Consider the following 18,620-nt stretch of genomic DNA (forward strand, 5'->3'; position numbering starts at 1 on the left):
CACTGCCTGCCGTGCCCGCTGCCCCCGCCAAACAGTAGGCGATGAGCAGCGGCTTTCTGTCTCTACGACCAGGGGGACGTACGCGGTGGTGTGCTGAGTTCCGTACGAGGCGCCAGGAAGGAACGCTGTGACGAAACCCGCACATCGGCCACCCGACCATCGCGTCAGTGGCCCGCGCGCAACCCCACGAGCACCGTATCGACAATCCGCTCGGCCAGATCCTCCGCCAGCGGCGCGTCGGTCCGCATGACGGTGCGCAGCAGCATCGGACCGGTGAACAGATCCGCGGCGAACTCGACGTCCGTGCCGGCCGGCAACTCCCCGTCGGCGACCCCGCGCCGCACCACGTCGTGCGTCGCGCGCCGCCGGGGGTCCACGACGAGCTCCTGGTACGCGTCCCAGAGCCTGGGCAGGGTCTTCATCTGCGCGAGGACGTTGTGCAGCAGGGCGGAGGTGCGCATGCTGAGGCCGCGTCTGCGCATGTGCTCCAGGAGCCGGACGAGGTCGTCGCGCATCGAGGTGCCGGGCAGATCTGCGGGGTCGGGCTCCTCGATGGAGGCGACGACGTCGACGAAGAGCGCTTCCTTGCCGCTCCAGCGCCGGTAGATGGTGGCCTTGCCGACGCCGGCGGTGCGGGCGATCCGCTCGATGGACAGCTCGGTGAGCGGCACGCCCTGTTCGAGCAGCTGGATGACGCCCTCGATGATCGCCTGCTCGACGGCCTCGCTGCGCGGACGGCCGCGCGCGGGGGCGGACGGTGTCGGGGCCCCGGGGATCCTTCGCCGCCGTGTCTGCCCCTCGGCCCGTTCCGTGCCCGCGTCCACCGCGCTCCGCCTTTCGCCGCGCCCCGGGCCCCGCCGCTGTGGCGAGCCCCGGCGCATTCTCTCAACCAGCAGGTCAGTGCCGGGTCAGTGGCCCGCGCCGACCTTCTCCGGCTGCTCGCCGCTGTGCTCGGCCGGCGGGTCCTTGGGCTTGCGCGGCAGGAACAGGCCGGTGACGACGGCGCTGAGCACGGCGACGCCCGCACCGCACAGCGCGGTGATGTGCATGGCGTGCACGAAGGAGTCGTTCGCCGCCCCGACCAGCGCCTCGCCGCGCGGCCCGAGCTTCTCGGCGACGCCGAGCGTGGCCTCGATGGAGGCGCTCGCGGCGTCCCGGAGCCCGGCGGGCAGCGGCAGCAGCTGGTCCTCGATCCCGTTCTTGTACGCCGTGGACAGCACCGAACCGAGCACGGCGATCCCGAGCGCGCCGCCGACCTGGCGGAACGTATTGCTGAGCGCGGAGGCCGAACCCGCCTTCTCGCGCGGCAGCGACTGCATGATGACGACGCTGGTCGGCGTCATGACATGGGCCATGCCCGTGCCCATGAAGAAGAAGATGATCTCCATGACCCACATCGGGCTGTCCTGGTCGAGCAGGGTGAACGCGGCGAGCATGGCCGCGAGCAGCACAAGCCCTCCGGTCGTGGTGACGCGCACGCCGAGCCGGTCGACGACGAGCCGGGCGCGCGGCGCGAAGATCAGCTGGGCGGCGGCGAGCGGCAGCAGGAACGCGCCGGTCTGCAACGGCGAGTAGCCGCGCACGCTCTGGATGTAGAAGGACGCGAAGAACGTGACGCCCATCATCGCGAAGAAGACGAGCGCGATGCCGGCCATGGCGGCCGAGAACACCTTGTTCTTGAAGTAGTTGATGTCGAACGACGGGTGGTCGCTGCGCTTCTCGTACAGCACGAAGGCGACCAGGACGGCGAGGCCCGCGGCGATGGTGGCCAGCACCTGGGCGCTGGTGAAGTCGCCCTCGTCGCCGCCCTTGATGATCCCGTAGACGAGCAGGACGAGTCCCACGACGGACAGGACGACGCCGACGAGGTCGACGCGCCCCGGCTTCGGGTCCTTGGAGTCGGGCACGAGCGCGAGCATCAGCACGATGGCGATGATCACGATCGGCACGTTCACGAGGAAGACCGAGCCCCACCAGAAGTGGTCGAGGAGCAGTCCGCCGGTGATCGGCCCGATCGCGATGGCGAGCCCCACGCCGCCGGCCCAGATGCCGATGGCCTTCGGCTGCTCGTCCCGCTCGAAGACGTTCATCAGGACGGCGAGCGTGGCCGGCATGACGAAGGCGGCGCCGAGTCCCATCACCGCGCGGAACGCGATGAGCTGGACCGGCGTGCCGGACTCCGCGGCGAGCGCGGAGCCGATGCCGAAGACGACGAGACCGCCGATGAGGACCTTCTTGCGCCCGATCCGGTCACCGAGCAGTCCGGCCGTGAACAGCAGGCCCGCGAAGACGAGCGTGTACGCGTTGATCGCCCACTCGAGTTCGCTCTGCGAGGCGCCGATGCCCACGGGCTCGGGGGTCGAGATCGTCTTGATCGCGACGTTCAGGATCGAGTTGTCGAGGACGACGATCAGCAGGCTCAGCATGAGCACGCCGAGGATCACCCAGCGACGGCGGTGCACGGACTCGGGTACGCGGGAACCCTGGGAGTCCCGGGAGGCGGCGGAAGTGGTCATGCGAACGACCCTAGACCCATTTCGATACGGAACCGTCTCGTATTGAAAGTCCCGGGAAAAGCCTTACCGAGGCTTTACATGGGCGGGATGCGGGATCGGGAGGAGGCCTGGCGCGGGGGCGGCACGCGGTGCCACCATGGAGGCGATCCGGGGACGCCGTCAGGGCGCCTCGAGACGACATGAAGGAGCCGTTGCGATGACGCAACCCACAGAGCTTTCGGCTGCCCAGAACACCCAGAATCAGCAGAACTCCCAGAACGCCCAGCAGTCCACCGTGTTGTACGGGGGCAAGGGCTCGCGGCGGGTATCGGTCCGGGACATCGGCCTCGCCAAGGAGCGGGGCGAGAAGTGGCCCATGCTCACCGCGTACGACGCGATGACCGCGTCGGTCTTCGACGAGGCCGGCATCCCCGTGATGCTGGTCGGCGACTCGGCGGGCAACTGTCACCTCGGGTACGACACGACGGTGCCGGTCACCCTCGACCAGATGGTGCTGCTCTCGGCGGCGGTGGTACGCGGCACGTCCCGCGCCCTGATCGTCGGCGACCTGCCCTTCGGGTCCTACCAGGAAGGGCCGACGCAGGCGCTCCGCTCGGCGATGCGGCTGGTGAAGGAGGCCGGGGTCACCGCGGTGAAGCTGGAGGGCGGCGAACGCTCGCACGCCCAGATCAAGCTGCTGGTCGACGCCGGGATCCCGGTCATGGCGCACATCGGCCTGACCCCGCAGTCGGTCAACACCCAGGGCTACCGGGTCCAGGGGCGTGGCGAGGAGGCGGCGCAGCAGCTGCTGCGCGACGCCAAGGCGGTCCAGGACGCGGGCGCGTTCGCGGTCGTCCTCGAACTGGTTCCGGCGGAGCTCGCGGCCGAGGTGACGCGGGTCCTGCAGATCCCGACCGTCGGCATCGGCGCCGGGGCCGGTACGGACGCGCAGGTCCTGGTCTGGACGGACGCGCTCGGACTCACCGGGGGCAGGATGCCGCGCTTCGTGAAGAAGTACGCGGAGCTGCGCGGCGTGATGTCCGACGCGGCGAAGGCGTTTGCGGAGGACGTCATCGGCGGAACGTTCCCTCAGGAGGAGCACTCCGTCCACTGAGCCATTTCCGGTACGACCGCGGCCCGCCGATCTTCCCCCGTCGGCGGGCCGCGTCGCGCTCCGCGGGTGATCGGGGGGGTGTGTTGCGCGGCACCGCTCGGGGCTCTGCCCCGGACCCCGCTGCTCAATCGCCGCAGGGGCTCCAAGGGACCTGGCCCTGTCGCTGGCGAGGCTTCAAGGACCTGCCGCTGTCGGCGAGCTGTCGGTCGGGTGTCGGTGGGTTGTCGGTGGTGGCTGGCAGCTTGGTGGGCATGACGCGAATCGACAAGAACTCCGTGAGCGACCGGCCGGTCGCCGTATCCGTGAGGGGACTGGTCAAGCACTACGGCGAGACCAAAGCCCTGGACGGCGTGGACCTGGATGTGCACGAGGGCACCGTCATGGGTGTCCTCGGTCCGAACGGCGCCGGCAAGACCACCCTCGTCCGCTGCCTCTCCACCCTGATCACCCCCGACTCCGGCACGGCGATCGTGGCGGGCTACGACGCGGTGCGCCAGCCCCGCCAGCTCCGCCGGGTCATCGGCCTCACCGGCCAGTACGCCTCGGTCGACGAGAAGATCTCCGGCCGCGAGAACCTGTACATGATCGGGCGGCTGCTCGACCTGTCCAGGAAGGACGCGAAGGCCCGTGCCGACGCCCTCCTGGAGCGGTTCTCGCTGACCGACGCCGCGACCCGCCCCGCGAAGACGTACTCCGGCGGTATGCGCCGCCGGCTCGACCTCGCCGCCTCGATGATCGGCCGCCCGCACGTCCTCTACCTGGACGAGCCGACGACAGGACTCGACCCCCGTACCCGTAACGAGGTGTGGGACGAGGTGCAGAGCATGGTGCGGGACGGCGTCACCGTCCTGCTCACCACCCAGTACATGGAAGAGGCCGAACAGCTGGCCTCCGAGCTCACCGTCATCGACCGCGGCCAGGTCATCGCCGCGGGCGGCATCGAGGAGCTGAAGGCGAAGGTCGGCGGCCGCACCCTGCGGATCCGCCCGGCCGACCCGCTGGAGCTCGGCCCGCTGTCGCACGCGATAGACGACATGGGGATCACGGGCCTCGCCACCACCACCGTGGACACCGAGTCCGGGGCCGTCCTGGTCCCCGTGCTCAGCGACGAGCAGCTCACCGCCGTGGTCGGCGCGGTCACCGCGCGCGGCATCACGATCGCCTCGATCGGCTCCGAACTGCCCAGCCTGGACGAGGTGTTCCTGTCCATCACCGGCCAGAAGGCCTCCGCCCCGGAGGACGCAAGGCCCGAACTCGAGGAGGCCGCCGTATGAGTGCCACCACCCTTACTCCCCCGGCGGTCCCCACGATCACCGTCGACGCCGACCCCAAGATCGGCCTGCGCGGCCATCTGCGACACACGGGCGCGCTGGTCCGCCGCAACCTGCTGTGGATCCGCAACGACCCGGAGTCGATGTTCGACGCGGTCCTCATGCCGATCGTCTTCACGCTCCTGTTCGTGTACGTCTTCGGCGGCTCGATCGGCGCCTCGATGGGCGGCGGCCAGGACGCCTACGTCCAGTACGTGATCCCCGGCATGATCGCGATGATGAGCATGAACATCGCGCAGGGCGTGGGAACCGGCTTCAACGAGGACTTCCACAAGGGCATCATGGACCGCTTCCGTACGCTGCCCATCGGGCGCGGATCGGTCCTCATGGCCAAGGTCTCCGTCGAGCTGCTGCGGCTACTCGTCGCCACCACCGTCCTGATGATCGTCGCGCTGCTCGTCGGCTTCGACATCACCAACTGGGTCGGTCTGCTCGGGGCGTTCAGCCTGACCGCGCTGTTCGGCTCCTCCATCATGTGGATCTTCCTGACGCTCGGCGTCACCATGAAGACCGCGCAGGCCGTGCAGGCCATGGGCTTCCTGGTCATGATGCCGCTGCAGTTCGGCTCGTCGATCTTCGCGCCGACCCAGTCGATGCCGGGCTGGCTGCAGTCCTTCACCGACTGGAACCCGATGTCGACGCTCGCGGACGCCTGCCGCGGCCTCATGGTCGGCGGCCCCGCCGCCCACGACGTGTGGGTGACGGTCGCCTGGTCGGTGCTGCTCACGGCCGTCATGGCGCCGATCGCGATCCGCAAGTTCACGAAGCAGAGCTGACCGGCGCGGAACGGGGCAGGACGACCCCCGTCGACTCATTCGCGTCAGTCGTCAGTTGTCAGTCGTCCAGCAGGGCGGTGGCCTCCTCCAAGGAGAGGCCGCCGCCCTCGGCGTGTGCCCGTTCGTACGTCGACCCGTCGAGCAGCGCGCGGACCTCCGCCTCGGTGTCCGCGCGCCAATTGCGTTCGAGGAGCGCCGGCTTGTGGCCCTCCGGAGCCGCCGCGTCGGACGCGCCCATGAGCCGCGCGGCGGCCACCGCGTCACCCTCCCTGCCCCGCTGGGCGAGGGCCCGGGCCGCCGTGCACAGATGCAGCCCCACCAATTGCGGCATGACGAGCGCGGACAGCGGGTCCCGCGCGATGTCGAGACAGCGCCGCACGTTCTCGACGGCGTCGTCGGCGTGCCCGTCGACGGCGTCGATCATCGCCTCCATGCCGATGGTCATGCCGTGGAAGAACCCGACCTGCGCCACCTTGAACTCACTGCGCAGCAAAGCGAGTTGCTCACGAGCCTCGACGGTGCGGCCGCTGAACGCGAGATGGGATACGAGGAAGAGACGGGCGGCCGGCCGGGACTCGTTGGTGTGCCGGCGCCCGTCCTCGAGCGACTCCCACAGCAGCCTCTCGCCCGCCTCGATGTCCCCCTGCTCGATCCGCGCCTGGCCGAGCCTGACCTGGAGGATCGCGGCCTGGGAGTGGGCGCCCATGCTGTGCGCGAGCTCACGGGCGCGCGTGTAGTCGGCGGCGGCGCCCTCGAAGTCGCCGAGCTTCTCGCGCGCCTCGCCGCGCGCCGACAGCGCCTCGGCCGTCCCCCACTCGTCACCGAGCCGGCGGAACAGAGCCAGCGACTCGTCGGCGTACTCGAGCCCCTCCTCGGCCCAGTCGCTGCGGTTGGCGAACACGTTGGCCCGCATCTGGAGGACGAGCGCCAGCTCCCAGTCGTAGCCGAGCTCGCGGCAGGTCCGCGCGGAGACGGCGGCGAGCTCCTGCAGCCGGTCCATGTCCCCGGTCATCAGGACGGCGAAGTACCAGATGTTGCCGGGCGGACGGCAGGCCTGCGGGAGGTCGGCGCGGTAGGTCTCGATGACGGCCCTGAGCCGGGCCTGGCCCTCCTCGGTCTGCCAGTGGTCCATCTCCATGTCCATGTAGCCGAGCCGGCACAGATGGACCTGGCGGCGCGCCTCTTCGAAGAGCTCGCCGGTCAGCGGGGGCGGGAGGTCGGTGCAGCGCTGGAGCAGCGGCGGCGCGGGGCGCGGGGGCCCGGCGAAGGGGTCGGGGCCGAGCGCGGCGGCCTCCCCCGTCCACGTACGGGCGTCGACGCGCAGGTCCCGCATCTGCCAGAACCAGGCCAGGGACAGGACGAGGCTGAACGCCTCCTGCTCGTCACGGGCCGCGACCGCGTGCCGCAGGGCCGTGCGCAGATTCTCGTAGTCCCGCTCGATCCGGGCGATGGCCGCGCGCTGGCCGCTGCCGCGGAGCAACGGGTCGGTGGTGCGGGCGAGTTCGCGGTAGTACGTGAGGTGGGCACGCTCGGCGGCGGCGCGCTCACCCGACTCGTCGAGGCGGTCGCCCGCGTACTCGGAGACGGTTTCCAGGAGGCGGTAGCGCATGGCGCCGCTGCCCTCCTCCGGGGCGGCGACCACGAGCGACTTGTCGACGAGGGAGGCCAGGGTGTCGAGCGCGTCCGGGCCGCAGACCGCCTCGGCGGCGGACAGGTCGCAGCCGCCGCTGAACACGGAGAGGCGGGCGAGGGTGTCGCGCTCGGGTGCGTCGAGCAGGTCCCACGACCAGTCGACGACCGCGCGGAGCGTCTGCTGGCGGGGCAGGGCGGTGCGGGCGCCGGAGGTGAGGAGGCGAAAGCGGTCGTCGAGGCGGTCGGCGATCTGGCGGGGCGTGAGCATCCGGAGCCGCGGCGAGTTCGATGGCGAGCGGGAGGCCGTCGAGGCGGCGGCAGATCTCGCCCACCGCCGCCGCGATCTCCTCGGACCCGTCCACCGTGAAGCCGGGACGCACGGCGGCGGCGCGCTCACCGAACAGCCGCAGCGCGTACGGCTCCGGGAGCGGTTCCACCGAGTACAGCAACTCGCCCGGTACGCCGAGGGGTTCGCGGCTCGTCGCCAGGATCGTGACGCCGGGGCAGTGGGCGAGGAGGTCCTCGGCGAGGGCGGCGGCCGCGTCGATGACGTGCTCGCAGTTGTCGAGGATCAGCAGGAGGCGGCGGTCCTCGCAGTGCTCCACGAGGCGGACGAGGGGGTCGTCGCCCTGGCGCTCACCCGCGACGCGCAGCTCTTCGGCGCCGGCGCCGCGCAGCACGGTCTCGCGGGCCCCGAGGGCGCCGACGACCGCCTCCGGCACGGCGGCCGGGTCACTGACCGGAGCCAGCTCCGCGAGCCACACCCCGTCCGGTGCGGTACCGATCCCCTCGGCGGCCTCCTGCGAAAGCCGCGTCTTACCGGCCCCTCCGGGCCCGAGCAAAGTCACCAGCCGCACGCGCCCCAGGTCGGCCCGAATGGCACCGAGGTCACCGTCCCGCCCGACGAACGAGGTGAGCCGCGCACGGAGATTGCCGGGCAGATCAAGCCCCTGCGGCGATTGAGCAGGCCTTTCAAGCCCTTGCGGCGATTGAGCAGGCTTTTCAAGCCCCTGCGGCGATTGAGCAGCGGGGTCCGGGGCGGAGCCCCGTGGCGTGGGAGCCACGGGGGCCAGCAACTCTCCGTGCAGCGCGCGAAGTTCCGGCCCCGGATCCGTGCCCAGGCTCTCGGAGAGCCTCCGCCGCACCCCCTCATACGCCGCCAACGCCTCCGCCGCCCGCCCCGCGGAGCGCAACGCCCGCAGCCGCAACACCTGCAACGACTCATCCAACGGGTGGGCGTCCCCGAGCGAGGTCACCTCCGGCAGGACCTCGTCCGCACGGCCGAGGTCCAGACACGCGGCGAGCCTGGTGCGCCGGGCGTCGAGGCGCCGGGTGTTGAGGCGCATGGCCTCGACGGACCGGTCCGGGAGATCGGCGAGGGCAGGCCCCCGCCACAGCGCGAGCGCGTCGTCGAGAAGGTCGAGCGCCTTGGCCGGGTCCCCGTCCGCGAAGGCCCGCACCCCGTCCCCGGTCAGCCGCTCGAAGCGGAACAGGTCGACGTCGTCCGCCGCGGCGGCGAGCCGGTAGCCGCCCTCGGACGAGGTGATCGCCCCGGCCCCCAGGGCCCTGCGCAGCCGCCCGACCAACGCTTGCAGCGCGCCCGCCGCGTCCGCGGGCGGCTCGTCGCCCCACACCTCGTCGACGAGGAACGCGGGCGGTACGGCGCGGCCGGGCCGCAGCGCGAGCACCGTGAGCAGCGCACGAAGGCGCGCCCCGCCGACCGGGACGGCCGTGCCGTCGTCGCGGAGCGCCTGCGTGGTGCCGAGAATGCGGTAGCGCACGGGCCTATTGTCCCTGCTGCCTCGCGGCCCCGTCGCCGAGGACCTCAAGTGCGACGAGGACGCCGTCCTTCCGCCAGGTGGGATCGTCGCCGGTGAACCATTTCGGGCAGGTCTCCACGGCGCGCAGCGACCGCTCCCCCGGCACCCGCTCGTACATCCGCGACCCCGTGGCCGTCTCTTCGTACACGTGGCTCACCACATGCACGGACCGCACGCGCCCTCGGGTACGAACCCACTCGCCACCGTGCCGCTCGACGGTCAGCAGACCGACGGCGCGGGCCCGTGCAGGCGGTGGAGCGGGGCAGGCCCACCCTGCGGCGAGCCCGTCGTCCGTACGCAACAGCACGGGCCGCCTCCCGTCGTCATCCGGGTCGTCATCGTCCAGATCCTCAAGCCCCTCCAACTCCTCCGACTCCTCCGACTCCTCCGGCTCCCCGAAGGGCTCGGCCTCGACGTCCCCCTCCACCACACTCACGTACAACTCCCAGTCCTCCCCGTCCGCTCCGCCCCGGAGCACCAGCGGCCACTCCACCTCGTCCCCCACGGAGAACGGCGTGCCGCAGCACTCCATCTGCCAGTCCTCGTACCAGACGTTCCAGATCGCCATGGGCCCCACCCTGTCCGGAACTCCGGTCCGCGCGCGACACGTTTACCTCGTACGGCGGGTACTACGGCAGGTACGTTCAGGGACGCCACACCCGCCGGATCAGCGACCTCAGGAGCCCCACCCCATGACCACCGCCACATCCCGTCGCGGCGACAACAGGATCAGCCCCGTCTTCCTCGGCATCGCCGCGATCACGGCGGTGGCCGGCTGGGCGGTGTGGACGGACTTCGCGTCCCAGCCCGGCTTCGCCGTCTTCCTGTTCGTGACGGGCGCCTGGGTCGTCTCACTCTGTCTGCACGAATACGCGCACGCGCGCACGGCCCTGCACAGCGGCGACATCTCGATCGGCGCGAAGGGCTATCTGACCCTGAACCCGCTGAAGTACACACACGCCCTGCTCAGCATCGTGCTGCCCGTGCTCTTCGTGATCATGGGCGGGATCGGCCTGCCCGGTGGCGCCGTCTTCATCGAGCGGGGGCGGATCCGGGGGCGCTGGCGGCACAGCCTGATCTCGGCGGCGGGCCCGCTGACGAACGTACTGTTCGCGATCGTGTGCACGGCGCCGTTCTGGCTGGACGCGCTGGACGGGGTGCCGGACACCTTCCGTTACGCGCTCGGGTTCCTCGCCCTGCTCCAGGTGACCGCGGCGATCCTGAACTTCCTTCCCGTACCGGGCCTCGACGGGTACGGGGTGATCGAGCCCTGGCTGTCGCAGAAGATCAGGCGGCAGGTCGAGCCGTTCGCGCCGTTCGGTCTGCTCGCCGTGTTCGCCGTGCTGTGGATCCCGGACATCAACCAGTGGTTCTTCGACGCGGTCGACTGGGTGCTGGGCGCGCTCGGGGTGCACGAGTGGGACACGTACTGGGGTCTGCAGTTCTACCGGTTCTGGCAGGGCACCCCGGAGATCTCGACGTTCACGCAGTAGGCGCGGCCTGCGCCTTCGCCGCCTGCTTCTCGGCCTTCGCCCTGCGCAGGTAGAACCACGACATGTTCGACGTGACGCCCGCGATCAGCACCCACACGATCCCGAGGAAGCTGCCCTCGACGAAGGAGACCACGGCCGCCACGGCGGCCAGGGCGCAGACGACCAGGGAGAACAGTGCGATGCGGGGCATGGGGGGCGGCTCCAATGCGGACGGCGGTGTTTCGTCGACCAGTGTCCCCCATGCCCCACCGGGGCCGGAACGCGGCTATACGTCCGTCATACGTCCGTGACGCGCAGCCCCGCGTGCGCCTTGTAGCGGCGGTTCACCGAGATCAGGTTCGCGACCAGGGACTCGACCTGGTGGGCGTTGCGCAGCCGGCCCGAGAAGATGCCGCGCATGCCCGCCACGCGCCCGGCGAGCGCCTGGACGAGCTCCACGTCGGCGCGCTCCTCGCCGAGGACCATGACGTCGGTGTCGATCTCCTCGACCTCCGGGTCGATGAGCAGGACGGCCGACAGGTGGTGGAAGGCGGCCGTGACCCGCGAGTCCGGGAGCAGCGCCGCGGCCTGTTCCGCCGCGCTCCCCTCCTCCGGCTTCAGGGCGTACGCGCCCTTCTTGTCGAAGCCGAGCGGGTTGACGCAGTCGACGACGAGCTTGCCGGCGAGGTCCTCGCGCAGGGCTTCGAGGGTGGCGCCGTGGCCGTCCCACGGCACCGCGACGATCACGATGTCGCTGCGGCGGGCGCACTCCGCGTTGTCGGCGCCCTCGATGCCGAGGCCGAGCTCGTCCGCGGCGGCCTGCGCGCGCTCGGCGGCCCGGGACCCGAGGATCACCTTCTGGCCCGCACGGGCGAAGCGGTACGCGAGTCCCTTGCCCTGCGGTCCCGTCCCGCCGAGAACACCGACGACGAGGCCGGACACGTCGGGCAGGTCCCAGGGGTCCTTGGCCGGGGCCTTCTGGCCGCTCCGGCTGCTTTCGGTAGAGGTCATGCAGCGACCCTACTCAAGGGTATGTGGCTCGTACGGACGGACTTCCCTCGAACGAGACGAACGGGCCCACCACTTGAGGCACCATGCACCCCCATGGACGCCGTACGAGTAGCACTGCTGCGCGAGGTACTCGCCGGAACCGAGTGGCCCTCCGCGACCCGTCGCTTCGCCGGGGCGCTGCGCTCCTCGGTCGGCGCGCACGGCGGCGGGCTCCTCCTCGTGGGCACGCCGACGTACGAGCCGTGGCATCTGGCGGCCCATCTGGTCGACGAGGCGGCCTGGTCCGGTACGCCCGAGCTCGCCCCCACTCTCGTGCGGCACGCGGCGCGCCCGGACGACCCCGCGCACCTGGCCGTCGGCCTCGGCCGGCTCGAAGCGGCGCGGCGCGGTGAGACGCTTCTCGTGGTCACGCCGACCGAGCCGGGTGCCCCGCTGTTGGAGCGGGTGCATGACGCGCGCCGCGCGGGGGCGACGATCCTGGCGCTCGACGCGGAGGCCTCCGGCGGTGCGGATCTGCATGCCATGGCCCACGACGGGCTGAGCGTTCCCGGCGACACGGACCTCGATCTCGACACGGTGCAGCATCTGGTCAGTGCGGCGGCCGGGGAGAACGCGGCGGCTGCTCCGCGGGGGCGGCGGGGGTTTCGTGATCGGTTGTCGCGGCTTGCGGATCACTTGACGGCGCCGCCGCCCGCGCGGTGGTGATGTGTCGGTCACCCGCGCGGGGCTCTGCCCCGGACCCCGCCCCTCAATCGCCGGGGGGGCTTGATTTGTCGTGCCAGTTCGGGTCCGTCTCCCACTCCAGGTTTCGTTCCCTCGCGGTGTCCATCGCGTGCTGGGCCTCCTCGCGGGAGGCGTAGGGGCCGAAGCGGTCCTTGTTGGGGCACTCCGGCCCCTCCTCGACCTTCTTGTGCTCCAGGCAGTAGTACCACTCGCCCGGCTTTCCGACGGTTCGCTTCTTGAACAGCGCCACGGCGGCTCCTCTCGTCCCCGCCATGCTCCCCCACCCGCGCTCGTTACACTCGCTGGCATGTCTGGCCAGTCGCAAGCTTCGCCCACCCTGCTCGTTCCGGGGGAGATCTCCCCCGTCCGCTCCGTACCCGGGAACATCCGGCGACCCGAGTACGTCGGCAAGCCCGCGCCGACCCCGTACACGGGCCCCGAGGTGCAGACCCCGGAGACCGTCGAGGCGATGCGGATCGCCGGACGGATCGCGGCGCAGGCCATGGCGGAGGCGGCGAAGGCGATCGCCCCGGGTGTCACCACGGACGAGTTGGACCGGATCGCGCACGAGTACATGTGCGACCACGGCGCGTACCCGTCCACGCTCGGCTACCGGGGCTTCCAGAAGTCGCTGTGCACGAGCGTCAACGAGGTCATCTGCCACGGCATCCCGGACTCGACCGTCCTGAAGGACGGCGACATCGTCAACCTCGACGTCACCGCGTACATCGGCGGTGTGCACGGCGACAACAACGCCACGTATCTGGTGGGCGACGTGGACGACGAGTCGAGGCTGCTCGTCGAGCGGACTCGTGAGTCCCTCGATCGCGCCATCAAGGCGGTCAAGCCGGGGCGCCAGATCAACATCATCGGCCGGGTCATCGAGTCGTACGCCAAGCGTTTCGGCTACGGAGTCGTGCGCGACTTCACGGGCCACGGCATCAACTCGTCCTTCCACAGCGGCCTGATCGTCCCGCACTACGACTCCCCGCAGGCCACGACCGTGATCAAGACCGGCATGACGTTCACGATCGAGCCGATGCTCACGCTCGGCACGTACGAGTACGACATGTGGGAGGACGGCTGGACCGTCGTCACGAAGGACCGCAAGCGGACCGCGCAGTTCGAGCACACACTGGTGGTCACGGAGAGCGGCGCGGAGATCCTCACGCTGCCGTAGCGGTCTGCCGCGATCCGCCGCGGTCTCCGTCTTCCGGTTTTCTGCTTTTACGTTCCCTTGATCGCGTCGCTGGGTACGCTTTTACCGACAGCTTGTCGGAAACCCGGAGGCCGCCCGATGGACACCCCGTTCTCCACCCTGATCCGCACCGCTTCGCACGAGCAGCACACGGAGGCGGAGACGTCGACGTTCATGGGTGACCTGCTCGGCGGGCGGCTCGGCGTGGACGCGTACGCGCGGTACACGGAGCAACTGTGGTTCGTGTACCGGGCACTTGAGGACGGTGCCGGGAGCCTTGCCGACGATCCGGTGGCCGGGCCCTTCATCCAGCCGGAGCTGCTGCGCGTACCCGAGCTGGAGCGCGACCTCGCGCATCTGCGGGGGCCGGACTGGCGGGAGACCGTCTCCGCGCTACCGCAGACGCGGGCGTACGCGGAGCGGGTCGCGGAGTGTGCGGCGTCCTGGCCGGGCGGGTATGTGGCGCACCACTACACGCGCTATCTCGGCGACCTCTCGGGCGGGCAGATCATCCGCGACAAGGCGGAGAAGACGTGGGGCTTCGCGCGCAAGGGGGACGGGGTGCGGTTCTACGTTTTCGAGGGCGTGACCAATCCCGCGGCGTTCAAGCGGCACTACCGCGAGCTTCTTGACGCGATCGGGGTGGACGAGTTGGAGAAGCAGCGGGTGGTGGCGGAGTGCAAGGCGGCGTTCGCCTTGAATACCGGGGTGTTTCGGGGGCTGGGTGAGGAGTTTCGGTCGGCCGCGTGATCGTTGAGCCGTAGCGGCGTTGCGGCCTCGGGGCTCCGCCCCGGACCCCGCTGCTCAATCGCCGCAGGGGCTTGAACAGACCGAATCAAGCCCCGCCGGCGATTGAGGCGCGGGGTCCGGGGCAGAGCCCCGTGCGGGTGGGCGTCACAGGCGGACCCGGCCGCCCACCTCCACCAGGCCCCCCGGCAGGGGAGCCGTGAGGATTTGGGAGCCGCGGCCCTGGCGGATGTTCAGTGATCGGTCGAGGTGGCCGGTCAGTGCCAGCGCCGCCGCCCCCGTCGCCTCGTCCTCCACGATGCCGTCACCGCGGCCGGGGAAGCCGCGGGTCCTGACCCGGCCCGCCGCCTCGTCCTCCCAGGCCCACGCGTAGATCCACTCGCCCTCCGGAGGAACCGGCAGCGCGTCCACCTCGGCGGCGGAGCCGTACTGCCGCAACGTACGGCCGGGCGCCCACTCCGCACGCGCCACGATCCAGCTGAACTCGCCGTCCTGGCGCGCCCCGACGACACCCGCGGGCACGACGAGTTCCGGCACGTCGAGCAGCCAGGCCGTGCCGACGCAGGGGTGTCCGGCGAACGGCAGGCGCGCGGTCGGCGTGTAGATGTCGATGACGCCACGCTCGGGGTCGTCGACGAAGACGGTCTCGCTGAAGCCCAACGTGACGGCGAAGGCCTGGCGTTCGTCCTGGTCGGGGATGCGGGAACCGTCGCGGACCACGCCCAGCGCGTTGCCCTCGCGGCCGCCGGGGCCGCAGAAGACGCGCACCACGTCGTACTCGATGCCGTACTCGTTCATGGCGGCAGTCAACCACGCGACACCCGACGCTTGACCAGCCCTTGACCTTTCCCTGACTTGGCCATGGGCGGTACTGAGGTAAGCCTCATATAAGTTAGGTCGGCCTTAGTTGCCCCGGTGTCTGTGCACCCCCCGTGTCACCGCTGTACGTCTTGGAGCCCGCATGCGAGCCGCCCGACTCACCGTTTCCACCGCCGTCGCCGCGGTGGCCGCCCTGACCGCGGTCACCGGCTGCACGCAGAAGAGCGACGCCAAGAGCGCCGGTTCCGGTGCGATCAAGGTGACCGCCGACGACGACAGCTGCAAGGTCTCGAAGAAGCAGTTCCCGGCGGGCCACGTGGAGTTGGCGGTCGAGAACAAGGGGTCCCGGGTCACCGAGGTCGAGATCCTCTTCCCGGACGACCGGATCGTCTCCGAGCGCGAGAACATCGGCCCCGGCACCAGGCACAGCCTCACCGCCGAGGTGAAGAGCGGCGACTACCGCATCGCCTGCATCCCCGGCATGAAGGGCAAGGGCCACCGCCAGGACGTGCAGGTGACCGGCGGCAAGAGCACCGTGAAGCGGGACCCGCGGCTCGACGCCGCCGTCGCCGCCTACCGCCAGTACACCCAGGCGCAGGCCGACGAGACGCTGCCGAAGGTGAAGACGTTCACCGACGCCGTCCGCGACGGCGACCTCGACGCCGCCAAGAAGGCGTACGCCCCCTCGCGCATCGGCTGGGAGCGCACCGAGCCGGTCGCCGAGTCCTTCGGTGACATCGACCCGAAGGTCGACGTGCGGGCCGACGGCCTCGAAGAGGGCCAGAAGTGGACCGGCTGGCACCGCCTGGAGAAGGCGCTCTGGAAGGACAAGAAGATCGGCAAGGAGGAGAAGGGGCTCGCCGATCGGCTCGACAAGGACCTCAAGGACTGGCAGCAGCGCGTCGGCAAGGCGGAGATCACGCCCACCTCCATGGCCAACGGCGCCAAGGAGCTGCTCGACGAGGTCGCCACCGGCAAGGTCACCGGCGAGGAGGAGCGCTACTCGCACACCGACCTCGTCGACTTCAAGGCCAACGTCGAGGGCGCGGAGAAGGCGTACGAGCTGCTCAAGCCGGTCGCGTCGAAGAACGACGCCGCGCTGGCCAAGGAGCTGGACAAGCAGTTCGCCGCGCTGGACGAGTTGCTCGACAAGTACCGCGAGGGCAAGCAGGGCTACGAGTTCACCTCCTACGACAAGGTCGGCAAGGCGGACCAGAAGGAGCTGTCCGACGCGGTCAACGCGCTGGCGGAGCCGCTGTCGAAGCTGGCGGCAGCGGTCGTCAAGTAGCCGTCGCCACGCAGCCGTCAGCCGTACACGTGCACACGCACCACGAGAAGAGGGTCGCCATGACTGACGACGAGACCTCCAACTCCCCTTCCCCGTCCCGGCGTTCCCTGCTCGCCGTCGGCGGCGCCGGGCTCGCGCTCGGCGCCGCCGCCGCGGGTGGCGCCGTCGCCCTGGCCCGCTCCGACGACGGCTCGGACATGCAGCCCGCGGGCGAAGCGGGCGGCGCGGTGCCGTTCCACGGCGCGCATCAGGCCGGGATCGCCACGGCGGTGCAGGACCGGCTGCACTTCGCGGCGTTCGACGTGAAGACCACCGACCGCGAGGAGTTCGTGCAGCTCCTGAAGGACTGGACGAAGGCCGCCGCGCGGATGACCGAGGGGCGCACCGTCGGTGAGGGCGCGTACGGCGGGCTCGTCGAGGCGCCGCCGGACGACACGGGCGAGGCGCTGGGGCTGCAACCGTCCCGGCTCACGCTGACGATCGGCTTCGGCCCCTCCCTCTTCGATAAGCACGGGAAGGCCCTCGGCATCGCCGACAAGCGTCCGGACGCGCTCGTCGACCTGCCGAAGTTCCCCGGCGAGAACCTGGAGAAGACCCGCAGCGGCGGCGATCTGTGCGTACAGGCCTGCGCCGACGACCCGCAGGTCGCCGTGCACGCCATCCGCAACCTCGCCCGGATCGGCATGGGCAAGGTCGCCATCCGCTGGTCGCAGCTCGGCTTCGGCAAGACGTCGTCGACGACGCCGGACGCGCAGACCCCCCGTAACCTCATGGGCTTCAAGGACGGCACCCGCAATATCGCGGGCACCGAGAAGGACCGCCTCGCCAAGCACGTCTGGGTGGACGCTTCGGACGCCGACTGGATGGAGGGCGGTTCGTATCTGGTCGCCCGCCGGATCCGGATGAACGTCGAGACCTGGGACCGTACGTCGCTGCAGGAGCAGGAGGACGTGTTCGGCCGGGACAAGGGCGAAGGCGCGCCGGTCGGCAAGGCGAAGGAGCGCGACGAGCCGTTCCTGAAGGCTATGAAGCCGGACGCGCACGTGCGGCTCGCGCACCCCGACACCAATCACGGGGCGACGCTGCTGCGTCGCGGCTACTCGTTCACCGACGGCACGGACGGGCTCGGCCGGCTCGACGCGGGCCTGTTCTTCCTCGCGTACCAGAAGGACGTGCGCAAGGGGTTCATCCCGGTGCAGCGCAGCCTGGCGACCGACGCCCTCAACGAGTACATCCAGCACGTCGGTTCGGCGGTGTTCGCGGTGCCGCCGGGAGTGCGGGACGGCAGTGACTGGTGGGGCCGCGGCCTCTTCGAGCAGACGGAGGCGTGAGAAGCGATGTTCGCGAACTACTTGATCGGACTGCGCGAGGGCCTGGAAGCCAGCCTCATCGTCTGCATCCTCGTCGCGTACCTGGTGAAGACGGAGCGCAGGGACGCCCTGAAGCCGGTGTGGGCGGGGGTCGGGGTCGCCGTCCTCGTGTCGCTCGGGTTCGGCGCGGGCCTGGAGTTCGGCTCGCAGGAGCTGACGTTCCAGGCACAGGAGGCGCTCGGCGGTTCGCTGTCGATCATCGCTGTGGGCCTGGTGACGTGGATGGTCTTCTGGATGCGGCGCACGGCCCGGCATCTGAAGACGGAGCTGCACGGCAAGCTGGACAGTGCCCTGCGGATGGGCACGGCGGCGCTGGTCGTGACGGCGTTCCTCGCGGTGGGCCGAGAGGGCCTGGAGACCTCCCTGTTCGTGTGGACGGCGGTGCACGCCACCAGCAACGGCACGACGGACCCGGTGATCGGCGCGCTGCTCGGGCTCGCCACGGCGGTGGTCCTCGGCTGGCTGTTCTACCGGGGCGCGCTCCGCATCAACCTGGCGAAGTTCTTCACGTGGACCGGCGGCATGCTGGTCGTCGTGGCGGCGGGCGTCCTCGCGTACGGCGTCCACGACCTCCAGGAGGCCGACTTCATCGGCGGCCTCAACAACCTGGCCTTCGACATCAGTTCCACGATCTCCCCGGACGGCTGGCTCGGCACGCTCCTGAAGGGCGTCTTCAACTTCCAGCCCGACCCGACGGTTCTGCAGGTAACCGTCTGGTTCGTCTACCTTGTCCCCACTCTCGCCCTGTTCTTCGCGCCTCCCGGGCTGTTTTCCCGCAGGGTCGCGGCAGTGCGGGCCTCCTCTTCCCGGTAGGGTTCGGGCCC

Annotated in this window: 17 protein-coding genes and 1 pseudogene; 10 read left to right on the forward strand and 8 right to left on the reverse strand. The window is 70.6% G+C overall.

What is annotated here, in order from left to right:
• Positions 1-164: 164 nt before the first annotated feature.
• Positions 165-824, reverse strand: a complete 660-nt coding sequence (locus OKJ99_RS34995) for a TetR/AcrR family transcriptional regulator (protein WP_407700823.1) — start codon at positions 822-824, stop codon at positions 165-167.
• Positions 825-908: 84 nt separating this feature from the next.
• The gene (locus OKJ99_RS35000; RefSeq protein ID WP_326022284.1) at positions 909-2,516 is read right to left on the reverse strand and encodes an MFS transporter; all 1,608 of its coding nucleotides are present in this window, start codon (positions 2,514-2,516) and stop codon (positions 909-911) included.
• A 196-nt stretch (positions 2,517-2,712) separates the two neighbouring features.
• On the opposite strand from OKJ99_RS35000, the gene panB reads away from it, so the two are divergent.
• The 3 genes from panB (at position 2,713) to OKJ99_RS35015 (ending at position 5,716) form a co-directional block, all read left to right on the forward strand.
• The gene (panB, locus tag OKJ99_RS35005; RefSeq protein WP_326022285.1) at positions 2,713-3,609 is read left to right on the forward strand and encodes a 3-methyl-2-oxobutanoate hydroxymethyltransferase; all 897 of its coding nucleotides are present in this window, start codon (positions 2,713-2,715) and stop codon (positions 3,607-3,609) included.
• Positions 3,610-3,860: 251 nt separating this feature from the next.
• Positions 3,861-4,883: an ATP-binding cassette domain-containing protein gene (locus OKJ99_RS35010; RefSeq protein WP_326022286.1), complete on the forward strand. Its 1,023-nt coding sequence runs from the start codon at positions 3,861-3,863 to the stop codon at positions 4,881-4,883.
• Complete coding sequence (locus tag OKJ99_RS35015; protein ID WP_326022287.1) at positions 4,880-5,716, forward strand: ABC transporter permease; 837 nt, start codon at positions 4,880-4,882, stop codon at positions 5,714-5,716. The genes OKJ99_RS35010 and OKJ99_RS35015 overlap by 4 nt, the downstream gene beginning before the upstream one ends.
• A 58-nt stretch (positions 5,717-5,774) precedes the next feature.
• On the opposite strand, the pseudogene OKJ99_RS35020 reads toward OKJ99_RS35015, so the two are convergent.
• Positions 5,775-9,129, reverse strand: a pseudogene (locus OKJ99_RS35020) (AfsR/SARP family transcriptional regulator).
• Positions 9,130-9,133: 4 nt separating this feature from the next.
• On the reverse strand, positions 9,134-9,736 hold the full coding sequence (locus OKJ99_RS35025) for a DUF6578 domain-containing protein (RefSeq protein WP_326022288.1): 603 nt from the start codon (positions 9,734-9,736) through the stop codon (positions 9,134-9,136).
• Positions 9,737-9,860: 124 nt separating this feature from the next.
• On the opposite strand from OKJ99_RS35025, the gene OKJ99_RS35030 reads away from it, so the two are divergent.
• Entirely contained in the window at positions 9,861-10,661 is an 801-nt protein-coding gene (locus tag OKJ99_RS35030; protein ID WP_326022289.1) for a site-2 protease family protein, read from the forward strand.
• Here OKJ99_RS35030 and OKJ99_RS35035 read toward each other — a convergent pair.
• Together OKJ99_RS35035 and npdG are read right to left on the reverse strand one after the other, a co-directional pair.
• Positions 10,651-10,851: a hypothetical protein gene (locus tag OKJ99_RS35035; RefSeq protein ID WP_326022290.1), complete on the reverse strand. Its 201-nt coding sequence runs from the start codon at positions 10,849-10,851 to the stop codon at positions 10,651-10,653. The genes OKJ99_RS35030 and OKJ99_RS35035 overlap by 11 nt on opposite strands.
• Before the next feature lie 86 nt (positions 10,852-10,937).
• Positions 10,938-11,651, reverse strand: coding sequence for an NADPH-dependent F420 reductase (npdG, locus tag OKJ99_RS35040; protein ID WP_326022291.1), 714 nt, complete (start codon positions 11,649-11,651; stop codon positions 10,938-10,940).
• A gap of 93 nt (positions 11,652-11,744) precedes the next feature.
• Between npdG and OKJ99_RS35045 the strand changes: the two genes are divergently transcribed.
• Complete coding sequence (locus tag OKJ99_RS35045) at positions 11,745-12,356, forward strand: hypothetical protein (protein WP_326022293.1); 612 nt, start codon at positions 11,745-11,747, stop codon at positions 12,354-12,356.
• Positions 12,357-12,399: 43 nt separating this feature from the next.
• On the opposite strand, the gene OKJ99_RS35050 is transcribed toward OKJ99_RS35045, so the two are convergent.
• The gene (locus OKJ99_RS35050) at positions 12,400-12,624 is read right to left on the reverse strand and encodes a hypothetical protein (RefSeq protein ID WP_326022318.1); all 225 of its coding nucleotides are present in this window, start codon (positions 12,622-12,624) and stop codon (positions 12,400-12,402) included.
• A 57-nt stretch (positions 12,625-12,681) separates the two neighbouring features.
• Between OKJ99_RS35050 and map the strand changes: the two genes are divergently transcribed.
• On the forward strand, positions 12,682-13,554 hold the full coding sequence (gene map / locus OKJ99_RS35055) for a type I methionyl aminopeptidase (RefSeq protein WP_326022295.1): 873 nt from the start codon (positions 12,682-12,684) through the stop codon (positions 13,552-13,554).
• Positions 13,555-13,671: 117 nt separating this feature from the next.
• On the forward strand, positions 13,672-14,322 hold the full coding sequence (locus OKJ99_RS35060; RefSeq protein WP_326022296.1) for a biliverdin-producing heme oxygenase: 651 nt from the start codon (positions 13,672-13,674) through the stop codon (positions 14,320-14,322).
• Between the two features lie 144 nt (positions 14,323-14,466).
• Here the strand turns inward: OKJ99_RS35060 and OKJ99_RS35065 are convergent, their stop codons facing one another.
• Positions 14,467-15,117, reverse strand: coding sequence for a PhzF family phenazine biosynthesis protein (locus OKJ99_RS35065; RefSeq protein ID WP_326022297.1), 651 nt, complete (start codon positions 15,115-15,117; stop codon positions 14,467-14,469).
• 163 nt (positions 15,118-15,280) lie between these two features.
• On the opposite strand from OKJ99_RS35065, the gene efeO reads away from it, so the two are divergent.
• From efeO to efeU, 3 genes are read left to right on the forward strand one after another with little or no spacing between them, the layout of a single operon-like run.
• Entirely contained in the window at positions 15,281-16,426 is a 1,146-nt protein-coding gene (gene efeO / locus OKJ99_RS35070) for an iron uptake system protein EfeO (protein WP_326022298.1), read from the forward strand.
• A gap of 59 nt (positions 16,427-16,485) precedes the next feature.
• Complete coding sequence (gene efeB, locus OKJ99_RS35075) at positions 16,486-17,757, forward strand: iron uptake transporter deferrochelatase/peroxidase subunit (RefSeq protein WP_326022299.1); 1,272 nt, start codon at positions 16,486-16,488, stop codon at positions 17,755-17,757.
• A 6-nt stretch (positions 17,758-17,763) separates the two neighbouring features.
• Positions 17,764-18,609: an iron uptake transporter permease EfeU gene (gene efeU / locus OKJ99_RS35080; RefSeq protein ID WP_326022300.1), complete on the forward strand. Its 846-nt coding sequence runs from the start codon at positions 17,764-17,766 to the stop codon at positions 18,607-18,609.
• The last annotated feature ends 11 nt before the right edge of the window (positions 18,610-18,620 follow it).

The organism is Streptomyces endophyticus, from assembly GCF_035798155.1.
Taxonomy (GTDB): domain Bacteria; phylum Actinomycetota; class Actinomycetes; order Streptomycetales; family Streptomycetaceae; genus Streptomyces; species Streptomyces endophyticus.

Coding starts and splice junctions, on each gene's coding strand:
- OKJ99_RS35060 (WP_326022296.1), top strand. CDS start 13,672: ATGGACACCCCGTTCTCCACCCTGATCCGCACCGCTTCGCACGAGCAG.
- map (WP_326022295.1), top strand. CDS start 12,682: ATGTCTGGCCAGTCGCAAGCTTCGCCCACCCTGCTCGTTCCGGGGGAG.
- efeO (WP_326022298.1), top strand. CDS start 15,281: ATGCGAGCCGCCCGACTCACCGTTTCCACCGCCGTCGCCGCGGTGGCC.
- OKJ99_RS35065 (WP_326022297.1), bottom strand. CDS start 15,117: ATGAACGAGTACGGCATCGAGTACGACGTGGTGCGCGTCTTCTGCGGC.
- efeB (WP_326022299.1), top strand. CDS start 16,486: ATGACTGACGACGAGACCTCCAACTCCCCTTCCCCGTCCCGGCGTTCC.
- OKJ99_RS35000 (WP_326022284.1), bottom strand. CDS start 2,516: ATGACCACTTCCGCCGCCTCCCGGGACTCCCAGGGTTCCCGCGTACCC.
- OKJ99_RS35035 (WP_326022290.1), bottom strand. CDS start 10,851: ATGCCCCGCATCGCACTGTTCTCCCTGGTCGTCTGCGCCCTGGCCGCC.
- efeU (WP_326022300.1), top strand. CDS start 17,764: ATGTTCGCGAACTACTTGATCGGACTGCGCGAGGGCCTGGAAGCCAGC.
- OKJ99_RS35010 (WP_326022286.1), top strand. CDS start 3,861: ATGACGCGAATCGACAAGAACTCCGTGAGCGACCGGCCGGTCGCCGTA.
- panB (WP_326022285.1), top strand. CDS start 2,713: ATGACGCAACCCACAGAGCTTTCGGCTGCCCAGAACACCCAGAATCAG.
- OKJ99_RS35025 (WP_326022288.1), bottom strand. CDS start 9,736: ATGGCGATCTGGAACGTCTGGTACGAGGACTGGCAGATGGAGTGCTGC.
- OKJ99_RS35015 (WP_326022287.1), top strand. CDS start 4,880: ATGAGTGCCACCACCCTTACTCCCCCGGCGGTCCCCACGATCACCGTC.
- OKJ99_RS35030 (WP_326022289.1), top strand. CDS start 9,861: ATGACCACCGCCACATCCCGTCGCGGCGACAACAGGATCAGCCCCGTC.
- npdG (WP_326022291.1), bottom strand. CDS start 11,651: ATGACCTCTACCGAAAGCAGCCGGAGCGGCCAGAAGGCCCCGGCCAAG.
- OKJ99_RS35045 (WP_326022293.1), top strand. CDS start 11,745: ATGGACGCCGTACGAGTAGCACTGCTGCGCGAGGTACTCGCCGGAACC.